We start from the raw sequence: 24,746 nt of genomic DNA, 5'->3' as shown, positions 1-24,746 counted from the left end.
CGCTATTAAGAGAGACGAGAAACCAGAAAAAGGTAGGCTCAGAAATCAAAAAGGGAACTCTGCTCTGCACGCCCATTCTCCTTAAATAAATTCTCTTCCTGGGTCTCTATCTTATTTTCCCTTTTGGAAGTGGGCTTTTCCTGTTTCTTTCCTTCAGGCTTCTTAGCTTCAAAATCAAATAGTCCTTTTTGCCTGGAATCAAAGTCAAGTGAAGAGATATTAACCCCGAAAACTTCCAGAATGCGCTCCACCGGAGGCAAAATCTGTTTCTTAATATAGTAGTCGACATCTATCGGGATATTGTGCTCCCTGACATAGTCAGGGTCTTCAGCCCGATCGACAAAGAGTCCTTTTCCTGCGATAATGACAAAGGGTATCCTTGTTCCTATGGAAGGTATGACGCCGGTTCGTTCCCTCAACTTCTCCACAACTGTAAGGTGAGGCTGTTTGTTTTTGTAACTATCCGTTCTCCTTGTAAGGGTACGTGTGAGAACAAGGCTTTCGATAATCTCGGCATCTTTTGCCGGGTCAAGATTTCTGACCTCGCTAACCACCTTGCGGACATGCTCTACAGCCCGCTCAACGTCACCTTCGATCAGCACAAGCTCAAGAACCCTGTTAAGGGTTACCGAGGTTAGTTCGCACCAGTCCCTTCGGACTGTTTCCATGCCTTTGACTTTAATCTTATTTTCCCAGCCTGAATTCCTTGGCTCAAAGAGCCAGAGAGCGTAACGTTTCTTTGCGATAAGAAGAGCACGTTTCGCAACGGACTCGAATTCAAGCTCCATTGGGTCGGGCAGGGAGGCAGAAACGATATCTGAAAGCCTGTTACCTACAAGGCTAACCTCTTCAAGGGAGAGGTCTGCTCCGGATTTACAGTGGACAAAGACACTGTCCGTATCTCCGTAAGCAACCGACAGCTCAACTACTTTATCCGGGGGAGAGAGTTCTCCGGCTTCATCAAGGAGTAGAGCTGCTTCACCCCTGAGAACGATTTTCCCTATAGTGTTATTGATAATTTCCCGGGTATTCAGGATATTGCTTCTTCCGAAACTTGTCACGGCGTTTGCAAGCGTCAGGCTGTAGAGCCTTGCCCGGGCATACCCGGAATAACCGTAAAAGCTATTTAGCAGGATTTTTACGGCGAGTTGAGTGGCATCAAGTACTCTGTATTCATTTTCGTCAGAGGCCCGTCTCATCCTTTTCTTTGTCTGCGTCCTCTGATTAAGTAAATCTTCGAGAATTGAAGGCACGATGCCTTTGTAAACGTCGGGAGGCACGAACTCTCCTCCGGACGGAGGCCTGATAGTCTTCCCGTCGGACCTGTCGCCTGTAACTACTGTAGTATAGCACAGGTTATGTGCCATCATAATAGTTGGGTAAAGTGACTTGTAGTCAAGAATAAGCACATTTTCCAGAAGGCCCTTCTTGGGTTCCAGGACTTCTCCACCTTTGAGATCGGAACTCATCTCATATCTCTCGGCTGAAACTCCGTCATCAGGTTTCGGAAGCAGGACTCTGTCGCGGAGTCCGAACTCTCTGAGAAGAAGGGTTTCAACCATCGAAGTTTGACCCCCGTCAACAATTTCCTGAAGCAGGCTTCCGCTTACCTGGGCAAGAGCGATATATTTGTCAAGGAGTTTCAAACTAAGGATAAGTTCCAGGGCAAGTTCTGCATCCCTGCGTGAATAATCAACGAATTTTTTGAACTTTTCCCCTGTATCAAGCCAGTACTTTTCCATCTCAAGAGGAGGGACATCCAGCTTTTCACGGCTCAAAAGTTCCTTTGAAACCGTGCGCAGGGTATACTGTTTGAGACTGAAAGCTCTTCTTACGAGAGGAAGAGCATCCACAACCACACGTCCTTTCATTTCGGTGCGGGTAAGAAGCCCGAATCGCCTGTAACCTATCTTGCTGCCGTCCCGCCCGACAACAGGATTTATTGCTTCCCCTTTTGCAACCAGAGCCCTGACTCTGTCCGTTATGTAGGGAATGTCAAAATCCTGATGGTTATATCCCACTACAAGGTCAGGGTCGTACTCGCAGAAGATCTCGAAAAATCGGTTTAGCATCTCAGTCTCGTCCTTACAGGGAAGAACATCGGAATTTAGACCTTCCGCAGGTCTTGCCAGAAGCACAAGGGTTTTGTGCCCTCTGTATTCCGGCTCGAAGGAGAAACTGATCATGACTATGGGTGAAACGTCCGGAGAGGGCATTCCCCCATCAAGAGGCAGGCACTCTATGTCAAAAGAGAGATATTTCAGAGGGGCGATGGTCAGATTTTCAACTTTTTTAAACCCGGACGCAAGGATTGAAGAATCGCATGCGAAATTCTCACAGCGAGAACTGCCTGAGTTACCCGCCCGGAAATATCTTGCAGGATCAACTGCGTCTCCTTCTGCAGATACCCAGACCATACCCCCGAGATGTCTATCAATTAAAAAACGGTTTCGGAAGAGAATGTCGGTCTCATAGACTTCCCATTTGCTGCCTTCAGCCCTCATTACTTCCTGGAGCTTCAGAATATCATCCCTGATCTCGGGCACGTCTCTGGGCAGGTGGGTAGTAACCCTGAGCATCTCTTTTTTCGTCTTCTGATACCCAATGGGCTCGAATTTTTCAACAATTTCAACTTTTTTAACTTGCGCGAAAGTATCTTTGATAAGCCTGGCTACGGCATGAAGGTCTCCAGAGGCCTTGAGATAGAAGTAAGGCTCAAAATCGGGAACAAAACAGCAAACGCTCTTGCCGTCCGCTCCCCTGCCAAAGAGGCGGATGACGGGGCTGCTGTCACTAATGACTTCATAATCAGCATCCAAGATCTGGAAATCCATAGGCATGGTTTACGGTTTTAGATAGACATATAGCTTTTGTTGTATTTTTGAAAGAGAAAACTTAAAACATGCTCGAAACTCTTTCAACGTTTTGAGAAGCCGGACAGGAACTCAAAAAGGATAAGGGAATAAAAGGAAAGAAAAAAGAGATAGTACAAGTAAGGAGACTTCAGGAGTCCACGATTGATTCCTGACTTAAACAGGCTCAGAGGATTACAGTACATTCCTGTATTTAAAAGTACATTCCTGTATTTACAGCACATTTCTGTATTTAAAGAATTTCAAGAATCTATAATAGCCCTCTATTCCTGCACCTAATAAGTTTATTATCTCTTAGTTTCAGACCTGTTTAATGTTCATATTGATTGCGACTTCCGCAATATCAGCACTGTATTCCGAAACCCGTCTCAGGCTTTCCAGAATCATACTGAGTTCAATATTACCTGGACCTTCGCAATTCTGTGGCTCCAGGGAAACCCCAAACTGGGAGACTTTCTTGGCTTCTACAACGATTTTGTTGATAGCCTGCAGGTCTTCTTCAGTCATTGAGTCTATTGAACTTTCGAAAACCTTGCGGGAGAGTTCAGCCATCTTGAAGATGGGGTCATCAGCGCTGATTCCTGAGTCCATTTTCAGGACACTTTTTGCTATCTTTACAGCGTGATCTCCTACGCGCTCAATACTTTTTGTGATCAATCTGTATCCCAGGCACTCCCTGGGATGCCGAATTCCGATCTTTTCAGAGAGTTCGATATCTTCAATTGAAGCTTTGAGCTGGCGGACGGCAAGAAGGTAAAAGCGGTCCACATCATCGTCTCTCTGGATGACATCTTCAGCAATTTCCACGTTATGATCCCTTAGAGCAGCCATGGAATCTTCAAGCATGGAAAGCACAAGTCCGTACATGTTTTTAATTACGCGGGCAAGGGGAAGGTCATTGTAGTTCAGAAGGCACTGGAAGACCAGCTCATTCCGGGATTCTTCTATAAGTTCAAGCCCTATCAGCTTCTGACGCACGGAATCCTTGATGAACTTTCGGTCATACGCACTGAAGCCTTTTTTGGTAGTCAACCTGATAACATCATAGCCAACAAGATAATGAGAGATAAGAATCCTGAGATTATTTTCTGCACTGTCTGAGTGAATATAATCGATTGTTGCCTTGAGGGCGGAATTTTCCTTTGAAACCGCACTGGAAGAAACAAGCAGGGTTCTGTTAGGCATGGGTGTGAGAGTAAGGGTGTCCCCGGCCTCAAGTCCTATATCCCGGACCCATTTTATGGGGAGGGACACAATATAGGTAGAATTTCCGGTAAACTGAACTTTTCTTTTATCCTTGGTAATAAGTAAACCCCCTGAGGGTATTCTAATTAATCTTGAAGAAACTATATAGAGAAAGGTGATATATAAATGTATCTTGAAAATAGAACGCTAAATTGAGAAATAAAACCTGATAATCCTGTCTAAGTATGGTATATAGGATCACTACTGAATCATAGAAAAACATAGAGTTGCACAAAAAATCCGATATAAACTCATTTATAAGCCTAAGTTATGGAAAAGTACTTTTTCCGTAAAACTTTTTTGCAATTATATGATAATCTGTAAATAGTCTGGTTGACCATTTCCCAGTAAACGGATTAAGACTAATTAGCAGGATGTAAAATGCAAAAGAGAAAAAGGAGCATGAAAAAACCACTCGAAAAAGTCAGGTTAATAAAAAGCATGTAATTCATAAGACTATAAATTTATAACAATAATTAAGTAAGGCAATTAAGTAAGGATCAGTAGTTATAATAAAAAGTAAAGAGGATAAAAGGTAAAGAAGACCGATTGACGAGAGAATCAGGCCTCAAGTACAGGTTATATTTCATTTTTCCTTATGCCAGAGGTTCCCCAGTTTCTACCCTGTTCATGTAACTCCTTTTGAACTCAATGTATTGTTGAGCTATTTCTTCAGCCTCTTTCTGGCTCAGGGCATTTCGAGCTCTTTCAAAAACCTTACTTTCCTCTTCTTGTACATGGTGATCTATGCTTTGTTTCAGTTCACTGAGTTTAGCAGTCCAATTTTCGTCCCTTTCGTCCATATCTTCCATTTCAGAGATCAGGGCTTTTGCCTCATTATGTTCTTTATAGGCCTCAGAAACAAGGTCACGTAATTCCTCTTTCTTTTCAAGCAGCGGATAGAAGAATTTTTCTTCTCCCATCATATGAGGATCAGTCTTAATCCTTATTTTAACAAAAGATACCTTTGAACCATCACTCAATGCTTGCTGGAAAAGCTCAGCCACCTGATCATGTTCTGCTTTCAGGATATCATAAATTGTTTCCATAATTTCCCCCCAGGCTTAAGATATAAGAAGATATATTTAAAAGAGCATATAAATAAGTAATCGGTACATGTAATTTATAAAAGAAGTGACAATAGTGACTATGAGTTTAATCTGTCCTCAATCCAGTTTCTATTATTAGTGCATTAACAGAAAAAGGGATTAGTGCATTAACAGAAAAAGGGTATCCAATAATGCTCAAAGGATGACATACATATCTAAGAGTCTGGAACGAAGGGGACCGAAAAGATCTAAAGTAATGCTTGATAAAAACAAACATTGGGCATATAAAAAGTAAAGAATTTTAATTATACAATCCCGTATGATTAAGAAAAAACAGGAGATTACCGGTAATCTCCTTATTTTAATTATGCCAGGGATTCCCCAGCTTCTATCTTACCCGTGTAACTCTTTTTGAACTCAAGGTATTTCTGAGCAAGCTCTTCTGCCTGCCGCTGGCTCAGGATGTTTCGAGATTTCTCAAATACCTTACTCTCTTCATCCTGTACATGATGAATTATAACCTCTTTTAACTCGTTGAGTCTGGCAGTCCAATTTTCACTACTTTCACCCATGCCCTCCAGTTCGTACATCAGAGCTTTTGCTTCGTTATGTTCCATATAGGCTTTACGAGCAATATCGCGTGACTCTTCTTTCTCCTCAAGCAGTGGATAGTAGAGTTTCTCTTCCCCTGCCATATGAGGGTCAATTTCAACTTTTATTTTAAAGAGAGCTTCTTTTGACCCGCTGGCCATAGCTGCTTCAAACATACCAAGTACAAGCTTATGTTCCTGGCTCAAAATATCATAAATTGTTTCCATAATTCTCCCCCTGATTTGAGATCTAAAAAGATCTAAAAAAACGTACTGGACAACTGTACGAAAACTGGACAATTAAAAAAGAGAACAAAGAGAGCCGGTTAATAACCAGGTAAAAGCCGGGTCTGATACCGGTAATCTCTTTTTCCTTTACTTTTCAGTATTTAAGGCATGGGATGCTGCTGTTTAAAACTCTTTGAGAAATCAAGGTACTGCTGGGCTATCTGTTGTGCTTTGTCCTCACTCAGGGCTTTCCGAGCCGCCGGAAATACCTTATTTTCTTCTTCTTCTACGTGGTGACTTACTGTTTCATCCAGTTCCTTGATCTTGGAAGTCCAGTTCGAACTGCCGGCGTCCATACTTTCCAGTTCGGCAGAGATGGATTTTATTTCTTCATGTTCTTCATAGGCATGATCAACAAGCTCACGTAATTCTGATTTCTCCTCAAGCAACGGATAGAAGAGTTTCTCTTCTCCTGCCAGATGAGGCTCGGTTTTAGCCTTTATCTTAAAGAAGGTCTCCTTTGAGTTATCACGCATTGCCTGTTGTATAAGGTCAGCGACTTGCTTGTGTTCCGCTTTTAGTATATCATAGATTGTTTCCATAGTTTCCCCCCTCATTTGAGGTATAACAAAGTGTTATTTTTACAAAAATATAAATATATAACTACAGGGTTTAATTTATAAAAAAAGTAAATTCAATGAACATGAATCTACTCCCTTCCAGCACAGGCGTCACCAGAAAAATTAAGCGGTTTAAAGGGAATAATTTAAATAAATGATTCAAAATAGTGATTTTATGCCTCTTCAGACATTACCCAGATATCGCCTTCACAGTCCGGAAAGATGTCGCCCCTTTCCAGCCAGGTAGTCTCACCTGTCTTATAGCAGGAGTGATAGCCTGAAATTTCGACTTTCATGCCTGCATTGTGGGGTTTCCATTCCTCGATCATGTCTTCGGAGATGGTTGGCAGACCCGGCTTTTGTTTCCCAACCCGATACCTGAACACGCTCAGGCTTCCATCCCTTTCAAGATAAGCAACCTCAACTTCCCCCAAACTTCGGACTCCTTTGTTTCTCAATAAAAGGAAAATATCGTCCTGCGTAGGGGTATGTTTCTCAAGTTCCTTTGAATCAATGATTCCGCCGGTTATTATTTTTACAGGACTGCCTTCAGTCAAATCCTCGTACCAGGCATACCTGTTCGCCAGAGCGTTCTGTATTCTGTAAAATATCATAATGGTTGCAATTCCAAAAACTGACCATAAAATGGCAACATCGGGATAAATCATAGGATCTCCCAGAGCCGATCCGAGGGCGATGATGAGTAAGAGATCAAAAGATGTAAGCTGATGAATTGCTCTTCTTCCTAAAAAGCGCATAATAATCAGTGCGAAAATAAACATGAAAGCTGACCTGAGAATCACTTCGAGTAAAAAATGCCACGGAGTATCGGCTATAAGAATCCTTGTTATTTCGAAGACCTCTATAGAAGATTCTGCCATATTAATTAATAAAGGTATAAAATGGCTTAAAAGTTCTTATGAGATAATTAAATCAATATCGAAAGTAAAAGTTAAAAACACCATCATTAGAAATAAGATGAATTCTACTGAAAATAAGAAGTTATATGAAGAGCTCATCCCAAAACTCAAAATTGTTTATCTGAATTCCGTATTCCGAATAATCAATCGAGTTTCAGATCATGGAAAATAGTTCTGAAATTTTACTGATGCTTGAGAATAAAATTGGTTTTGGGATGAGCTCAAAAGGTGAATTATTCAAAACCGTGCTTAGATTGCTGTAAATTTGACAGATATTTTTTTAAATTAAATCTCATCAATCCGACAATATCGTTGATTGTGAAGAGAGTCTCTGACGAATCTCGTAAAGCAGGCTATGCAAAAAGTTAAACTACAAAAGAAAAGCTTGAAAGAGTGGAAAAGAGCCTGATTAGTGACATAATGTTGATCATTTTTGATTTACAAAAATGAGGATAAATGGAAACAAATAAAATATCCGCGTCTGGTCAAAAATGCAAAAAGTCCAGGTTTTGAAGCAAATTAAAGTATAAAGAGGCGCAAGCATTTGGAAGTTAATGAAAAACACAAACTAAGATTCTATGGTCTACGTGAGTGTTCTAAGATAAGAGAATATATCAACCGAAGGTTTGATACCGAATCCTCAAAGATCAACTTAATTGCCATTCTAATCGGTCTTCTCACAGGTCTGGTAATAGGCGTATATGAACGTGCCCTGGAGTACTTCAATGCTGTTTTCGGAATGCAGAGTGGGTTTTCTGTACACGAGTTTCCATATTATTATATAGTCTTCGTGCCCGCTATCGGAGGACTGATTGTCGGGGTTATCTCGCATTTGTTAATAAAAAAACGCTATGGAGTTGACGGACTTATAGAGACTGTGGCCCTTCGCGGAGCGCGTCTGAATCTTCGTGACTCTTTTCTTGAAGTTTTTGCGTCAATAATCACTATCAGTTCAGGAGGTTCCCTGGGAAAAGAGGCTCCCGGAGTTCTGGCCGGGGCAGGAACGGGAGCTATTGCAGGACGAATTCTAAAGAGTCCGGAAAAGCAGCTTCAGGTTCTTCTTGGTTGTGGGGCAGCTGGCGGGATAGCTGCGGCATTTAATGCCCCACTTGCTGGCGTGGTTTTTGTTGTAGAGGTTATTTATGGGGAGCTTGAGACAAACACCTTCATTCCTTTAGTTATTTCTTCAGTATTTGCAACTCTTGTTTCCAGTACCGTTTTTGGGGTAGCAACTCTTGAGATCCCTTCCTACCTGCTGGTCAGCCCCTACAAGGAATTTGCACTTTATCTAATCCTCGGGCTTCTTGCAGGCATAGTTTCAACGATATTTATTCGAACTCTTTACTGCACAAAAGATTTTTTTTCGAGAATACCTCTCCATCCCATTTTTAAGCCTGCCTTAGGCGGGCTTGCAGTAGGGTTAATTGGCTTATTCTACCCCAGGGTTCTCGGGTTAGGATATGGGGTAATTACAGATGCTATTAGCAACCAGTTTACCTTCAAGCTCATGGTAGTTCTGCTTTTCCTGAAAATTCTCGCATTTTCCCTGAGTCTTGGTTCAGGAGGGTCAGGAGGGTCGATTGTTCCCTCTCTTTTTGTGGGCGCAATGCTCGGAGGGGCCTTTGGAACAGCTGCAAACTTTTTTTTCCCGGGAACGATTGCAGAGTCCGGAGCTTATGCTTTAGTTGGTATGGGTGCAGTCTTTGCTGGAACTGCGAGAGCTCCTTTGAGTGCTATCCTCATACTTTTTGAAATTACAAGGGACTATAATATGATTCTTCCTCTGATGTTCGCCTGCGTTCTTAGCAATGTGATGTCAAATGCCCTGTACCCAGAATCCATATTCACCGAGAGCCTCCGAAGAAAAGGGTTTAAAATCCGAAAGGGAAGAGAGATTGACCTCATGGGCTCTATGTACGTAAGAGATGCCATGATCACAGATATTCAGACAGTTTCTGAGGAGAAGAACATCGAAACACTTACTATCCTCATGCAGGCAAGCCGGCACGTGGGTTTTCCTGTACTTGACTCTAAAGGCAAGCTTTCAGGAATAGTAACCCTCTCAGACTTCCGAAGTAAAGTAAAGTCAGCAGAAACTGATAAAAAAATAGGGGACATTGCTACCAAAAATCTGGAAGTAGCCTACCCCGACGAAACCCTGGACACTGTCCTCAAGAGGTTCGCTTCAAAGCAAATAGGCAGGCTCCCTGTTGTAGATAGGGAAGATAAAACCAGGCTTCTTGGCCTTATAACGCGGAGCGATATCGTAAATTCATATAATAAGAAAGTCGTTGAAAGAGTCCGGGACACAGCCTGACAAGAGAGGTATGCAATCCCGGAGGATGAATTTAAAGTTTTGAAGTTATTCATGAGTTTAATCAACTTAAAATTTTGAATTCCACAACCGGATGATGTTTCTCTTCAATTTTATTATTTATTTATACTCATCCTGCTTTGGAAACCCGGAACTCTCGGTTCCAATCTCCACCGAGCAAGAAACTAAAATCACTACCAATGGCTTTGCATCATTCCCCGCCATTCACGGTGACAGGATAGTGCGGACAGGCAACCCCTATGATATTGTAAATTACAATATCTATATGTACGACTTCTCAACGAAGAAAGAGACTCAATAACAACCAGCGGAACAGCATTCGATCCTATTATCTACGGTGATACTATTGTATGGCAGGACAGGCAGCCGAAAGGTGAGTATAGCGAAACTTTCGATATTTATATATTTAGTATTAATTCAAGCCGCCTGTAGCTATTGAATCTTCGGAATCCGGGATGTCAGGAAAAGCGGGGATAGTGGAGTTTTTGAACTTATCCAAAATGGGCTAAAGATCACTTAAGCAGTAATCTGCTGCTGACATGGGGATGCTAATGCCGTTGCTTTGATCTGTTCCAGCACTCCTATTAGTTCATCCACCTGAGCCGAGGTAAAAAGCCCATCAGGACCATATGGAGTGATGTCGGTAAAGGGTGATTCGTAAAGCAATGCAGTATCTATTGTTCCATGTTCGGTAAGGTGGTTAATTATCAGGTTTATGAACTCTATCTGATTTGCAGTTAGTGTTTTGCCCGATAGAAAAGTAGCTAGAGATTGTTTCGCAGCCTCCCGGTCCATTCCTACCAGTGAGCGAACGAACAAACCCAGGCCGTGAGATATATCTTTAGCACGAGCGATGTCTTCCTTCCTGCCCACACCGCTTTCAGAGAGTGTTATCTCCAGTTCATCAAGATCAGATGATGTCAATGCTATATTCATCCGAAGTTTATAAACGACGGTATTGTCCTGGTGTTCAAGTAGAAAAGCACGAGTTTTGGCACGAAACTTCTCAAAGTCTCCGGCTGCAGAAAAGCCAGGTAACTCCACATTAATTTCGCTACCCATCTCATCTTCAAAATCGGTGTAAATCGGCTTTCTCTGGTGTTTGTCTATCAGTTTTACCAGATCACGGAGACGCCGTCTAAGCGTTTCCAGCATGGGAGTTGTTACACTCTCCCACCATTCCTCGGTCTGCACGTCCAGAATTAGAGCTATCTGGTCACGTACCATAGGGATGGTGGACTTTTCTTCCAGGAGACCGGCAATATTTCTCACCTGGTCACGCAGACGCTCAAAACCAGGTTCGGAGCGCAGCAAAGCAAGCTGCAGGTTCAGGACAAGGAGATCAAAACGCTTTGCCTCTTCTGATTCAGATTGTAGCTCCGAAGGCAGACCTGCAACTTCATGAGAAAGCTCAGATAGGTCTTCGCTGGATAGCTTTATCCAGGCTTCGGGCTTTGAGTATTTCTCTACCAGCCGCCGTCTGGGACGGACTATGAAGTTATCCAGATTCATCGAGGTAATTTCATTATGTAGCATTTCGGCAATCAGGAAGCGAACTTCAGCTTCCGTCTTCGGTTCACCATATATTGCCTGGGTCTCAGCGCCGCCTTTGATGCCAGCTTCAAGTCTCTTGTCCAGCTCGGAGAGTAACTCAAGCCGTGATTTGAACAGGCGTGTACCGAGCGAATCTCCCAGTGAACCATCAGTGGTTTCAGTGTTCTGGTTGAAGAACTCAAGGTTCTGGCAATAATCAAAAAGATAAAAGAACTGTTTATGCTGTCCCGGTCCAAGCAAATCAGGACAGAGACGCGTACCCCGCCCTACCATCTGCCAGAACTTTGTCCTGGAACGCACCAGTTTGAAGAAAACCAGATTCACTATCTCCGGTATATCGATTCCGGTATCAAGCATGTCCACTGAGATAGCAATGTGGGGAGCTTTTTCCTTGATAGAGAGGTTGTCTATAAGGCTCTGGGCATATTCGGTCTTAAAAGTAATGACACGGGCAAACTCGCCCTTGAAATGCGGATAATTTGCATTGAACCTTTCGGCAATATACTCAGCATGAGCCTGGTTTTTGGCAAAGAGAATGGTCTTGCCCAGACGGTCACCGCCAGCGACTTTCAACCCCCGTTCCATCAGGTGCGCCAGCACTTTGTCTACGGTATCCTTATTGAACAGCCAATTGTTGACGGCTTCAGCTTCTACACGGTCAGGAATTTCGCCGTCCTCGTCCCCCCAGTCAAGAGATTCCCACTGCTCTTTATCTTCATCTGAGAGGTCGTCGTAATTGATTCCCTGGCGCTGGAACTTAAGGGGTACTGAAACCGCATTTGCAGGAACCAGGAAACCGTCTTCTACTGCTTCTTCGAGCTGGTAGGCATCGGTGGGGACTCCGGTTTCAAGATCAAAAAGGCTGTAAGTATTGCGTTCAATTTCATTTTTGGGCGTTGCTGTAAGGCCCACAAGAAGAGAATCAAAGTAGTCGAAAATAGCCCTGTACTTCTTGAAGACCGAGCGGTGCGCCTCATCGATAATCACAAGGTCGAAGTGCCCAACTCCGAACCGGCGCTGTCCATTGTTTATATCTTCTATCTGTTTCATCATTGTAGGATAGGTCGAAACGAATACCCGTCCTTCAGTATCCTTTTCCGTGACAAGGTTCACAGGTGAAGAATCGGGAAGGTGCCGTTTGAAGGCGTTTACCGCCTGGTTGACAAGTGCGACCCTGTCAGCAAGGAAAAGCACACGTTTTACCCAGTTGCAGTGCATAAGGAGGTCGCAGAGTGCAATCACGGTTCGGGTCTTTCCTGCACCTGTTGCCATTACTACCAGAGCTTTCCGGTCATTGTCCTGTTCGAAAGCCTCTCCGATCCGGCGGATAGCACGGGTTTGATAGTAGCGATCGGCAATTTTTGAGTTAACCTCAGATTCTGAAAGAGATCTGCGGCTGCTGCGACGCTGGATTAACAGTTCAAGTTCAGCTTTTTTGTAGAATCCCTGAACCTGCCTCGGAGGATACCTGGAATCGTCCCACATCCAGTGTTCGTACCCGTTTGAATAGAAGATCACCGGTCTCTGTCCGAATTGTTTTTCCAGGCAGTCGGCATAAAGCTTTGCCTGCTGCTGACCTACCCGTGCGTCTCTTGTGGTGCGTTTTGCTTCCACCAGGCCAAGGGGCTTCCCGTCATCTCCCCAGAGCACGTAATCTACAAAGCCAACCCCGCTTTCGTTCGGCATGCCTGAGACTTCAAATTCCCTGTCCTGATCCTTATCCAGAGCCCAGCCAGCCTCTTTAAGCAGGAGATCAATCCAGCTTTTGCGGGTCTCGGCTTCGGAATAATCGTGGGTGTCCGGCAGTAAGACTGAAGCTTCTTTTGCCTTTGCAACCTCAGCCCGCAGGCGTTTTAGTTCTTCATCTAATGCGGATTTATCGGCCAGAAGCTCAGAGAGTTTTTCATCTTTTTCGCGCAGACTGGCTTCAAGGCTCTGAAGCTGCTCTGTTGTCTGCTTTGGAATAGTTGTTCTGGGCAATTCCTCGGGGTTAAAGCTCAGTCCGGGTTCAGGCTTCCCCTGCCTGGCATAAGTGCGTGCCATCCAGTAACATACATGGAAAAGCTCATGCACTGCTGTCACTGAATCGTATTCCTTAATAGAACTGTTACTATGCACAGCCTGATTGCCAAGTGTGATTATGATTCTTGCTTTATTGAAAACCGCCTCTCCCGCAGCCTTCTTGAACGTAGGCTCATGAATAAGAGCACTCAAATTATCCTGGTACGGCAAAAGCAGTGAATAATCATACTTATACACCCACTGAACAGCCAGCTCCAGCGCCCTGCGAGCATAAAAACAGGCAGTACGCGGGTCAGGATAAACTGCATTTGAAGCTTTTTCGGCTGCCTCATACAAGGAAGGCCATTCAGCTTCGAGAAAGGCGAAATTGGTCATATCATATCTTTACTCCTTCGAAGCTTTGTTCAGTAGTTTTAGGGATCATACCCAGTTCTCCCCTGAAAGCCCGATACTGGAGAGAGGCAAAAAGTTCATCCAGTTTTGCCAGCGAGGTTTTGTGTACCTGTTTTAGTTTATCAATGGCTTCAATATGGCGGGCGAATTCTCTTTGGAGAGATAGAGGTGGGAAGGGGATTTTGAGTTCCCGGAGATTGGTTAAACTAATATTGGCTCGTGCTGCCTCAACTTTGTTATCTAAAAGAAGCTTTTGACCTTTTTGTGATGTGAGAAGGCCCACAATAAATGTAATATTTATAGCCTCTGATTTCAGAGTGATCACTCCGACGGCTTGATTAACATTGGCTGGTTTTTCAAAGCCAGGAAATACACAACTTCTTCCAATGGAAGCACCTACTAAGTTTACCAATAAATCTCCTCTTTTTAGTTCCGAACGATTCAATTTCTTATGAAACTCCAGAGGAATATATTTTGGGCAGCTGAGGTCAATTTCACCAAGGCGAACATTCTCACTCGTGACAAAAAGCGCGCCATCTTCCTGATAGTCAAATCCTTGCCACTTTGGAGATTCACCTTTTGTAATGCGCTGGGCAACTTCACCCAATGATTTAATTGGCCATCTTTTAGAGTTTGTTACAGGGTCGCCGAACATATCTATGAAAATAGCTTCGACGAGTTCATCAAGTCGAGTGAGGGCAGCTAGGCGTTTGGTCCGAAGAGCCTCCACACGGTCCAGAATATCTGTAATTAGCTTCTGCTCACCCAATGGAGGGAGGGGGATTTTCATTGATGCAATGTCACTTAAACGAATTGAAGGATAGGCTTCGTCTTGAATGAGACAAGTTGGCGAGAAAACTTGCAAGCAATGACGTAAATAATCCGAGTCTAGATTCGGTCCGCTTATTATGGCTGCAAGATGATTCACAACATAGGCAGGCGAATTAAGCCGATATACAAGGCCTTTTGTGGCTGACATCCCGCTCTTTGCGAATAAAACACTTCCTGCAGGAAATAAGCGTAATCGATGCTTCTTAGCTACATCTTCACTCAAAAGCTTCAGTGATGATTCTACTGCTCCTTCTGTCAATGGTTTCAGGCTTCCAGCACGCACAAACGGGGTGCCGACATTACCAAAGTCATCAGAATTTTGTGGTGCACTTCCTCCTGCGGCGATTTCTGCAACTTTACCAAGCTCTATTGCTGGCCAAGCACTCATTCCAGCATCCCTTCCAGTTCTGCCATCTCCTGCTGGATTTCAGCTTCCAGCTTTGCGAGGCTTGAGAGTATCTCTTTTGGGGGCCTGTGTTCCACTTCTTCGTGCACGACTTCTTTGTAGCGGTTGAGGGAAAGGTCGTAACCCTGGGCTGCAATGTCGGCTTTTGGAACGCAGAAGCTCTGCTCGGTTCGGGGACGTTTGAGTTCGCTGTTATTGCGCTCCTGCCAGCGGGCAAGGATATCGGGGAGGTTGTTTCTGGCGTGCTCGTCTTCGTTAAGCCCGGTTGAGGGGGTAACGCCCAATTTGTCTTCACTCAGGAGAGGAGTGCGCTTATCGTCAAGGCTCCAGCCGTCGGCCTGCACATCGTAGAACCAGACATGGTCTGTGCCTCCTGAATTTGTTTTGGTGAAGAGAAGGATACCTGTTGAAACGCCAGCGTAGGGCTTGAAAACGCCGCCGGGAAGTGAAACAACGGCATCAAGCTTCTGCTCCTCAACAAGCATGCGGCGAAGTTCTTTGTGGGCTTTGCTTGAGCCGAAAAGCACGCCGTCTGGAACAATAACGGCAGCCCGGCCGCCCGGCTTCAACAGGCGCAGGAAGAGAGCCACGAAAAGTAATTCGGTTTTCTTGGTCTTGACGATCTGGAGAAGGTCTTTTGCAGTATTTTCGTAGTCCAGCGAGCCGGCAAATGGAGGATTGGCAAGGACAAGAGTATAGGCTTCTTCGTCGTCGGCGTTTTCCTGGGCAAGAGAATCACGGTAACGGATATCTGGGTTTTCCACGCCGTGCAGGAGCATATTCATGCTGCCTATGCGGAGCATAACGTTATCGAAATCAAAGCCGTGGAACATGCCGTGGTGGAAGTGCTGTTTCAGCGTCTCATCGTGCAGGATGTTCGGATGGTATTCACGCAGATATTCACCTGCACATACGAGAAATCCGGCAGTTCCACAAGCAGGATCGCATATGATGTCTTTAGGCTGGGGTGCAGTCAGTTCCACCATCAGGCGGATGATATGACGCGGGGTTCGGAACTGGCCGTTCTGCCCGGCGCTAGCGATTTTGCCGAGCATGTATTCATAAAGGTCGCCTTTAGTGTCTCTGTTTTCCATAGGGACATCGGCCAGAAGGTCAACTACCTTGGACAGCAGAGCAGGCGTGGGAATGGTGAAGCGGGCGTCCTTCATGTGGTGGGCATATGTGGAATCGTCACCTCCGAGAGTGCGCAGGAAGGGGAAGACATGCCTGTCAACTACTTTAAACATCTCAGCCGGCTGGAAATTCTTAAAGCGAGACCATCTCATGTTCTCATAGGGACAGCCCTCTTGATCCTTACCTTCAGGGAAAACGCGGCGCTCCATCGGGCGTTTGAGCCGAACTGATTTATTTTCTTCCAGCGTGTGCAGGTCATCCAATCGCCTTAAAAAAAGAAGATAGGTAATTTGCTCGATAACTTCGAGTGGGTTGGAGATTCCTCCGGACCAGAAAGCATCCCATATTCGGTCTATTTGATTTTTTAGTTCACCATTGATCATTTTTTATTCCTCTAAATCAGGTGGCTGAGATGGCTGAAGTTCATGTAAAAGACGGTAAAACAGCAGAAAATTCTTAGGTTTTCCTGAATATATCGCGATTTTATCTTTGCCCAGCCTCGTATTCACTCGCCAATTGTAGCCAGCTTTAAACTTTTTGATTAATTTTTCAATAAGGCATATTTTTCATGGCATATTTTCTTAGCCCATTATCAGGTTACAATTTTGATTACCTTAAATATTTATTCTTAAAGACTTGTTATCAAGTATCTATCCGCGATTCTTTTTAACTCTTGCTGTCTTTTATCATATTTCTAAGTAAAAGTATTGAAAAAGAGGTTAAATTGATAATTCAAGCGATAGATAGCGAAGCCTATTATTTTGAAAATTAGAAGAACAAGTTTTGAAATGTTAAATTATTAGTGTAACATCTAAACAAAATAACAAATACAGACTTTACAGTATATAGAAAATAACAAACTTTACGAAACGAAAAACAAATCAGTATGATTTAAAATCATTTTAAATAAAAACAAGTGCCCGGAGCGTGACTCGAACACGCGACCTCCAGATATCTCAGGAGATTAAAGACGCCTCATATAAAGGTCCCTATGAGTCTGGCGCCCCAACCGACTAGGCTATCCGGGCTTGCAACACACAAATGTACAAAGATATATTAAAAGCTAACGATTGAAAGATGAAAAAAGGGTGTCTCTTCGTAATCATTTTTCCTAAGAAGGGGATCTAAGAATAAGAAAGGTGTAAATTCCGTGTTATCATAACGTGTTAAAGAGATCAGTAAACACGTTATGTTAAAGTTAACATAATAGGGTAATATATAATAAAAGAAATTATTGGGATATAGCTATATACCAGAAATATATATAATAAAGAAGAAATATAAATACGTTTTCAGACCGCTTCTTAAAAACAGGGAAAGCAAGAAACCATATCCTGCAGGGGCTTCGATCCGTAAAATAACACAGTAATATTGTCTTCTCGAAGTCCTTAGATAAATATAATTCAGGATAAATATACGAGCATAAATTGTAATAGATGATCGTAACAGACTTTCAGTTAAAAGAGCATATAAGGGCGTTTTCCTTATAAAATAACCCCGTAAGACTTTAAAGACCAAAGGCTTAGACTTAAGCATTATTGACAGGATTGATTTTTACCTCACTTCTGGAAATTAAGTCTTCACAGGTTAACTCCTATTCCATTCACACTTAATTATTAACCCAATTACTAACCCCTAAAATTTTAACTAAACCTCTTAAAACAGCCTGCAAATTCAGATTAAATGTCAGTCCTGGGAGGACAAACACATTTTCTGGTTCAGAAGACTGCTACAGAACAAGAGGAAACCCGATACTGACACTGAGATTTCACAAAAAAGATTTAGCTTACTTAAATACCTGGATCAGAACCCAGAAGAGGAAATCCCATGAAAATAAAAGCAAATTTAATATCCGGAAGAACCGCCGCCCAGGGCGCAAATCTGGAAGCAAAAACGCACAAAGGTTATTTTGATGCGTGTGCTTACTGCGAACTCAGTCCCGCGGACTTCGAGAGGCTTGGCGCCTCCGAGGGAAGCAGCCTGAAGGTTACCACCGAGTTTGGGGAAGTGGTGGTCTTTGCAAAGGCAAACGAAGGAAACCCTGACGGCCTAGCCTTTATCCCTATGGGGCCCTGGGCAAACGCAGTGCTGAGCCCTGACACCCACGGCTGCGGAATGCCCGGATTCAAAGGCGTGCCTGCGGAAATTGAAGTCACGGATGAAAAACCTCTGGACATGAAGTCCCTGATGAAGCAGTACAGGGAAGCTTGAGGTTCGGCTGAGCAAGAAATTAACTTTCCAGTTAAATCCGGGAAACCTGAAAAATTCGGAGGAAAAAATATGCCAGTAATTAAAGACGCAGTGTGCTCTCTTTGCGGGTCGCTCTGCGACGATATCACAGTCACTGTTGAAAACAACAAAATCACGAAAATCGAAAATGCCTGTATTCTCGGACACAGCAAGTTTGTAGGTATGCTCGAGCACGACAGGATAGAAACCCCTATGATCAGGAAAGAGGGGGAGCTTGTTCCGGTCTCCTATGAAGAGGCGATTGAAGCTGCCGCAAAAATTCTTGCAAATTCAAGGAGAACTCTCTCTTACGGCTGGTGTTCGACCTCCTGTGAAGCCGTCAGCGGGGCTATCCAGCTTGCCGAAGAAACAGGCTCAGTCATTGACTCAACAGCAAACGTTTGCCACGGGCCAACAGCTCTTGCTGCCCAGGAGAAAGGATCTCCTTCAGCCACGCTTGGAGAGATAAAGAACAGGGCAGACGTAATTATATTCTGGGGCTGCAACCCGGTACATGCTCATCCAAGACATATGGTCCGTTACTCAAGCTTTTCAAAAGGGCTCTTTACCGAAAAAGGGCGGAAAGGCAGGAAAATGATAGTTGTTGATGTCCGAAAAACCGACACTGCAAAACTGGCTGACAGCTACGTAGAGATCGAACAGGGCTCAGACCTGCTCCTGGTTACCGCCCTTCGTTCAATTGTAAACGGGCACGAAGATGTCATCCCGGAAACCGTTGCAGGCGTCCCGAAGGCTGAAGTTATCGAGCTTGCAGAAACCCTGAAGAATGCAAAATTCGTCTGCATTTTCTTCGGTATGGGAGTCACACAGTCCCGTTCCAAGTACAAGAACGGAGATGCTATGTCTTCTCTGATCTCAGACCTTAACCAGCACACAAAAGCTGTGATGATAGGAATGCGCGGGCACTATAATGTCACAGGTTTCGGACAGGTGGCAACCTGGGAGACAGGTTTCCCGATGGCAATCGACTTTGCCAGAGGATATCCATACTATAATCCTGGAGAAACCGGGGCAAATGACCTTCTTGTACGCGAAGAGCCAGACGCTGCGATAATAGCTGCAGCTGATGCCGGGGCTCATTTCCCACAGAAAGCAGTCAGGCACCTTGCAAGAATCCCTGTAATTCAGATTGACCCGTATCCGAACCCTACAACTGAAATTGCAGATGTGGTGATCCCGGCAGCTGTTGTGGGAATAGAAGCAGAGGGAACGGCCTACCGTATGGACGCAATTTCTCTCCGCATGAAGAAACTGATTGAATCAAAATTCAAGACCGACGAAGAAATTGTAAAAGACCTGACCGCAAAAGTCAGGGAACTGAAGAGAGGTGCATGAAGATGTCGGAAACCCTGATTAAAAACGCAAACGTCTGCGACCCTGTGCAGGGAATTAACTGCGAGATAATGGACATCTGCATAAAGGATGGCAAGATTGTAGAAAGCGTCTCCGCAAATGCAAAGGTTATCGATGCTGAAGGCAGGCTCACGATGGCAGGAGGCTTTGACGGGCACACCCACAGCGCTGGCAAGATTAACGTAGGGCGTTTCATTAATCCGAACGATGCAAGGAAGAATCCCGTACCAGGGCTGTCTGGCCAGGTTGCACGTACCGAAAAGACAAGAGCACAGGTTGGATACAACACTCCAAACACCTATGCAATCGGGTACAGGTACGCAAAACTCGGGTACACAACTATCTGCGAAGCCGCAATCCCCCTGCTTGCAGCCAGGCATACCCATGAGGAATTCAAAGAAATCCCAATTCTGGATAAAATGGGACTTTCCCTCTTCGGAAGCAACTGGCAGGTCATGGAATATATCCGGGACAAGGAACCTGAAAAACTGGCAGCATATGTTGCCTGGGGTCTGAAAGCCTCGAGAGGTTACGGAGTAAAAATCGTAAACCCCGGAGGAGGAGAAGCCTGGGGATGGGGAAAGAACGTGAGCGGACTCTACGATCCTGTCCCTAACTTTGATGTCACCCCAGCCGAAATCCTGATGAGCCTTGCCGAAGCCAACGAGCGCCTGCAGCTTCCCCATTCCGTACATGTGCACTGCAACAACCTCGGAAAACCAGGGAATTATGCAACTACTATAGAGACCATGAAGCTCTTTGAGAAGGTTAAACCGAGCCGTGACAGGCAGGCTCTTCACGTAACCCACGTGCAGTTCAATGCCTATGCAGGTACCTCCTGGAGGGACTTTGAGACAGGTGCTCCCATGGTTGCAGATTACGTGAATGGAGCAGACCACCTGACTTTCGACCTGGGACAGGTTATCTTCGGCCCTGCAGTAACCATGACCGCAGACGGACCTGTAGAATATGCAAATGCAAGAATGCTGCACGAAAAATGGAGCAACCAGGATATCGAACTGGAAGACGCATCCGGTGTTGTACCCCTGTTCTACTCTCCAAAGAGCTTTGTAAATGCCGTGCAGTGGGCAATAGGACTTGAACTTGCCCTGCTCGTGAAGGATCCCTGGAAAGTTATGTTTACAACCGACAGCCCGAATGGCGGTTCTTTTGTGAACTATCCTGAAGCCTTCACCTACCTGATGAGTGCAAAGAGAAGGGAAGAGGTTATTTCCGGCTTTTCCAAGATGGCCCTTGACAGGATGGTGCTGCCTGGAATCGACAGGGAACTGGATTTCTACGAGCTTGCGATCATGACCAGGAGTACTCAGTCAAAGATGTACAGCAGGCCCGAAAAAGGAAACCTTAAACCAGGCTCCGATGCCGATATCGCAATATATGATATCCTGCCAGGGCAGATTGACCCCTCGACAGAGTATGCGAAAGTTAAGACAGCTTTCTCAGGTGCAGCATATACGCTGAAAGACGGAGAGATTGTCGTAAAAGACGGAGAGATTGAAGCCACTCCGAAAGGCAAGATCTACTGGGTAAACGCAAGTGTTCCCTCAACCATCGACAGCGCAATGCAGAAAGATATAGATGTCAAATTCAGGAAGTACTATACCGTGAGCAAAGCTAATTACATGGTTGAAGATATGTACCTCCAGAAGCCTGTTGAAATCGCCACGGAAGGGGTGTTCTAAATGCAGGTTGTGAAGCTCTCCCTCAAAGAAGCAAATAAAATCCCCATAGAAGCCGATGACATAAACCCTGACAACTTTGCAGGCAAGACTGAAGAAGAGATAAAGGCGCTTCAGGTCTGGTATGGGAACGGCCAGTACCCTCTTGGCAACTTCTTCAATGTAAAGGTAGAAGGGAGCGATTCCGTAGAAAATACAAAGATAGTTTTCGAAGGTGATGTCTCAAGAGTAAAGCGCATTGGGCAGAACATGAGTGCAGGAGAGATAGAGATCAATGGCAACGTGGACATGCACTGCGGCTTTAATATGAGAGGCGGGAAGATTGTAATTAATGGCGATGCTGACAGCTGGCTCGGCTGTGAGATGACAGGTGGAGAAATTATACTTAACGGAAATGCCTCTTACTATGTAGGATCAGGTTACAGAGGAGAATCCTGCGGCATGCGCGGAGGGAAAATCACTGTCAATGGCGACGCCAGAGACTACCTGGGCGAGCACATGTGCGGAGGAGAAATCCTCGTAAAAGGCAATGTAGGACTCCTTCCTGCAATCTCAAATAATGGCGGGAAGATAATAATTGAAGGCAATGCTACGATGCCTGCAAGCGAAATGAAGAGCGGTACGGTCATCATTAAAGGCGAGGTGTCCGATCTCCTGCCGTCCTATAAAGAAGAAGGAACAGAAGAGGTTGAAGGATTTACCTACCGGAAGTTCGTTGGCGATGTTAACGTCGGCGGAAAAGGGGTATTGCTGGTAAAGTAAAAATGATCTCTCTGACAGAGAATCAATGAAATCTTCGAAATAAATCAAACCGATGGAATAAATCAAATTGCGGGCGGCCACCCCACCCTAAAGGATGGGGTATGCTTCGGGCCGCCCGCCCGGTTGTTCTGGTAGTTAGAAATCATCAAGTCTTCTTTGCTAGGATCTCATGAACCTATGCAATCGAGACTCTTCACTCGGTTTTCCTTGCGATTCTTTAATGTAATGCTTAATTGTATCAGCAGTAACGTTTCCAACGGATCGATAGAACTTTCCATTTGACCATAGACTTCCACCCCAATATTGTTTTTTAAGATCAGGATGGAGCTTGAACAGTCTGTAAGAACTGCCTCCTTTCAAATATCGAATTACCTCTGACAGAGAGTTACTTGGATGGAATTCAAGAAACAAGTGAACAGGATTGTCTACTACTTCCATTGCATGTATTTTGTAGCCATTTTTAGTGCAAATGTTACTGAGAATCAACTCGCAATCCTTTTTAATTCTCTTATTGTAGAATATACTGTATCGATACTTAGGCACCAACACGATGTGGTAGGTAATCTGACCATAGCCATGGCTAAAACTGTGTAATTCCAACTAATATCACATCCTAGCCATAGATGGCTGGCACCATCTGTGGCTATGGTGCCAAAAACAAGCTTATTTTACAAAAAAAGTAAGAATTTAGATATTTAAAGTGAAAACGAAGAGGCGAGGGTTCACTTCATCCCCGACCTAAAGGACGGGGTATTCGTGACCCTCTGCGCTCCCGTAGTAATCAAGTAGGCGGATAAGATTATAAAATGGGATCCGTTTCCAAAAAAAACCTTATCTTATCCGCTTTACTATCTGTTTTAAGCTGGACAACCTCGTCTTATCTGATTTGGCATCTATTTTAAGGTTGAATTGATGCTTATCTTTTATCCGCTTCTATTCTGTTTTTAAAATTATTTGACTATTGTAATTTCTTATACAGGCCACATGAAGAAAAAATCCGGAAACCGAATAAAAAGGCTCAATAACGAAACTATAAAATCAACTGGAAAAAATTAGCTGGAAAAATTAGCTGAAAAGATAGCTGGAAAAAAGTTAAAATTCGGAAAAGGGCAGAGAGGCATTGTCCTCTCGTTAAAAGTATCAGTACCCCGTTGCCTCTGCCAGCTGTCGGACCGGAGAACTTTCAGCAGTATTTCCGTAAGCTACTATGACATAGTTTTCGTTGTTCCAGATATAGGAATATCTGGGGACAGCTTTTCCTCCAGAGGTCACATAGTCGGTTATTCTCACTGCAGAGTGGCCGTTAAAGGATTCCTCCACAAAGCGAGATTCATTCTGTAATGGTGGGAAGGAAGACTTGTATGCAGTGATAAGATTATTTGCAGCCTCAGTATCCTTAAGCTCGATGACATCCAGATAGAAATCAGACTCATCGTACCTGTACATTCCTTCGGAGCCTCCCACAATTCCTGAAACGTTCTCTGCGTTATAACTATCTTTAATCTCAGTTTCATTAAGAGAAAGAGATCCGACATATTCAAAACCTGCAGGAAGGTCTTCAAGCTCGCTAATATCAGCCGCACTTTCGTCAGGACTTATATTTGCTCCCGGATTATCCGGCTCTGTTCCATCAACTGCGGTGTTGTCGTCACCCACGCAGCCTGAAAACGCGATTATTAAAACCGCAAGTGCAGATATTAAAGCTACCATTTTTTTCATAAGCTTCACCTAGATCTGTATAATCCTGAGAATAACTATCAAGTTCAAAAACAGGATTTCAAAGTCGAAAGATCGCTTGAATTAAGAAATCCGCAAATAAAAAGTTATCTGCAAAAAGAAATTCAAAAAAGAATTGAAAGAAAGAAGGGTTAGGAAACCCTTCAATCAGAAAATTTAGTTGTTCCTCCTGACGAGGTAGACAACTGCAAGGAGTCCGGCAAGTCCAAGAACAACTCCGAAGCCAGGAGCTTCGCCACCGTCTTCTTCGTCGCCTTCGGTCTCATTCTCTTCGGTTGGTTCCTCAACAGGGGTCTCTCCCGGAGTTTCGGTTTCGTTGTCGCCAACGGTTACGTTCTCGTCCGGAGTTTCGGTTTCGTTGCCGTCAATAACGGTTTCGTTGTCGTCATCAACAGTTTCGTTGCCGTCAACATCGGTTACGTTTTCGCCACCAATGGTTCTCTCAACGAATGGGTAGTACCTGAGTTCGGAAACTGGGGTGTCAGCGATCTTGAAGAACATGCCCTCGCCGATTTCCTCATCGGAGTCTCTGGTCAGAGTGAAGGTGTCTTCATTGCTGATCCTGAGGGAGTCTCCCTGAATGGATACATCGTTGAGTTCGCCGAATTCATCGTCAGATTCGATAGTCATGGCGTTTGCGTAGTCAATGAGCCAGAGACCTTCGATCTGGGCAATGCTGTCGACTGCGCCCTGGAAGACCTGGTTGACGTGAACTTTCAGGACAATAACATCGTCTTCATCCTG

At 44.3% G+C, this 24,746-nt stretch carries 18 protein-coding genes and 1 tRNA gene; 6 read left to right on the top strand and 13 right to left on the bottom strand.

What is annotated here, in order from left to right; genetic code table 11:
* Positions 1-38: 38 nt before the first annotated feature.
* From ACPK8D_RS10410 to ACPK8D_RS10385, 6 genes are all read right to left on the bottom strand, one after another.
* On the bottom strand, positions 39-2,840 hold the full coding sequence (locus tag ACPK8D_RS10410) for a DNA-directed DNA polymerase (RefSeq protein ID WP_424717786.1): 2,802 nt from the start codon (positions 2,838-2,840) through the stop codon (positions 39-41).
* Between the two features lie 333 nt (positions 2,841-3,173).
* Positions 3,174-4,178 (bottom strand): PhoU domain-containing protein, encoded by a 1,005-nt coding sequence (locus tag ACPK8D_RS10405; RefSeq protein ID WP_424717795.1) that lies wholly within the window; start codon positions 4,176-4,178, stop codon positions 3,174-3,176.
* Between the two features lie 536 nt (positions 4,179-4,714).
* Positions 4,715-5,167 carry a hemerythrin domain-containing protein gene (locus ACPK8D_RS10400; protein ID WP_424717785.1) on the bottom strand — a complete coding sequence of 151 codons (453 nt, stop codon included), beginning with the start codon at positions 5,165-5,167 and terminating at the stop codon, positions 4,715-4,717.
* A gap of 365 nt (positions 5,168-5,532) precedes the next feature.
* Positions 5,533-5,985 (bottom strand): hemerythrin domain-containing protein, encoded by a 453-nt coding sequence (locus ACPK8D_RS10395; RefSeq protein ID WP_424717784.1) that lies wholly within the window; start codon positions 5,983-5,985, stop codon positions 5,533-5,535.
* A gap of 161 nt (positions 5,986-6,146) precedes the next feature.
* Positions 6,147-6,587, bottom strand: coding sequence for a hemerythrin domain-containing protein (locus ACPK8D_RS10390; RefSeq protein WP_424717783.1), 441 nt, complete (start codon positions 6,585-6,587; stop codon positions 6,147-6,149).
* 191 nt (positions 6,588-6,778) lie between these two features.
* Positions 6,779-7,486 carry a DUF421 domain-containing protein gene (locus ACPK8D_RS10385; RefSeq protein WP_424717782.1) on the bottom strand — a complete coding sequence of 236 codons (708 nt, stop codon included), beginning with the start codon at positions 7,484-7,486 and terminating at the stop codon, positions 6,779-6,781.
* 583 nt (positions 7,487-8,069) lie between these two features.
* Here ACPK8D_RS10385 and ACPK8D_RS10380 point away from each other — a divergent pair.
* Together ACPK8D_RS10380 and ACPK8D_RS10375 are read left to right on the top strand one after the other, a co-directional pair.
* Positions 8,070-9,842: a chloride channel protein gene (locus tag ACPK8D_RS10380; protein WP_424717781.1), complete on the top strand. Its 1,773-nt coding sequence runs from the start codon at positions 8,070-8,072 to the stop codon at positions 9,840-9,842.
* Positions 9,843-9,936: 94 nt separating this feature from the next.
* The gene (locus tag ACPK8D_RS10375) at positions 9,937-10,161 is read left to right on the top strand and encodes a hypothetical protein (protein WP_424717780.1); all 225 of its coding nucleotides are present in this window, start codon (positions 9,937-9,939) and stop codon (positions 10,159-10,161) included.
* Positions 10,162-10,376: 215 nt separating this feature from the next.
* On the opposite strand, the gene ACPK8D_RS10370 is transcribed toward ACPK8D_RS10375, so the two are convergent.
* The 4 genes from ACPK8D_RS10370 to ACPK8D_RS10355 form a co-directional block, all read right to left on the bottom strand.
* Positions 10,377-13,811: a DEAD/DEAH box helicase family protein gene (locus ACPK8D_RS10370; RefSeq protein ID WP_424717779.1), complete on the bottom strand. Its 3,435-nt coding sequence runs from the start codon at positions 13,809-13,811 to the stop codon at positions 10,377-10,379.
* 1 nt (position 13,812) lies between these two features.
* Positions 13,813-15,048, bottom strand: a complete 1,236-nt coding sequence (locus ACPK8D_RS10365) for a restriction endonuclease subunit S (RefSeq protein ID WP_424717778.1) — start codon at positions 15,046-15,048, stop codon at positions 13,813-13,815.
* Positions 15,045-16,583 (bottom strand): N-6 DNA methylase, encoded by a 1,539-nt coding sequence (locus ACPK8D_RS10360; protein WP_424717777.1) that lies wholly within the window; start codon positions 16,581-16,583, stop codon positions 15,045-15,047. Before ACPK8D_RS10360 ends, ACPK8D_RS10365 begins: the two co-directional genes overlap by 4 nt.
* Before the next feature lie 534 nt (positions 16,584-17,117).
* A tRNA-Met gene (locus ACPK8D_RS10355) sits at positions 17,118-17,228 on the bottom strand.
* A gap of 799 nt (positions 17,229-18,027) precedes the next feature.
* On the opposite strand from ACPK8D_RS10355, the gene ACPK8D_RS10350 reads away from it, so the two are divergent.
* The 4 genes from ACPK8D_RS10350 (at position 18,028) to ACPK8D_RS10335 (ending at position 22,265) form a co-directional block, all read left to right on the top strand.
* On the top strand, positions 18,028-18,411 hold the full coding sequence (locus ACPK8D_RS10350; RefSeq protein WP_424717776.1) for a molybdopterin dinucleotide binding domain-containing protein: 384 nt from the start codon (positions 18,028-18,030) through the stop codon (positions 18,409-18,411).
* A 69-nt stretch (positions 18,412-18,480) separates the two neighbouring features.
* A complete protein-coding gene (locus tag ACPK8D_RS10345; protein WP_424717775.1) occupies positions 18,481-19,785 on the top strand; it encodes a formylmethanofuran dehydrogenase subunit B in 1,305 nt (434 codons plus the stop codon).
* Complete coding sequence (locus ACPK8D_RS10340) at positions 19,782-21,506, top strand: formylmethanofuran dehydrogenase subunit A (protein ID WP_424717774.1); 1,725 nt, start codon at positions 19,782-19,784, stop codon at positions 21,504-21,506. Before ACPK8D_RS10345 ends, ACPK8D_RS10340 begins: the two co-directional genes overlap by 4 nt.
* Entirely contained in the window at positions 21,507-22,265 is a 759-nt protein-coding gene (locus ACPK8D_RS10335; RefSeq protein WP_424717773.1) for a formylmethanofuran dehydrogenase subunit C, read from the top strand.
* Between the two features lie 159 nt (positions 22,266-22,424).
* Here ACPK8D_RS10335 and tnpA read toward each other — a convergent pair whose 3' ends face one another.
* The 3 genes from tnpA to ACPK8D_RS10320 form a co-directional block, all read right to left on the bottom strand.
* Positions 22,425-22,865 (bottom strand): IS200/IS605 family transposase, encoded by a 441-nt coding sequence (gene tnpA, locus ACPK8D_RS10330; RefSeq protein WP_424717772.1) that lies wholly within the window; start codon positions 22,863-22,865, stop codon positions 22,425-22,427.
* A 540-nt stretch (positions 22,866-23,405) separates the two neighbouring features.
* On the bottom strand, positions 23,406-23,975 hold the full coding sequence (locus ACPK8D_RS10325; RefSeq protein ID WP_424717771.1) for a hypothetical protein: 570 nt from the start codon (positions 23,973-23,975) through the stop codon (positions 23,406-23,408).
* 183 nt (positions 23,976-24,158) lie between these two features.
* On the bottom strand, positions 24,159-24,746 hold a 588-nt coding region (locus ACPK8D_RS10320; RefSeq protein WP_424717770.1), incomplete at its 5' end, for an S-layer protein domain-containing protein.

It is taken from the genome of Methanosarcina sp. (assembly GCF_049706645.1).
Taxonomy (GTDB): Archaea; Halobacteriota; Methanosarcinia; order Methanosarcinales; family Methanosarcinaceae; genus Methanosarcina.
This window is presented reverse-complemented; position numbering and strand designations above follow the sequence as displayed.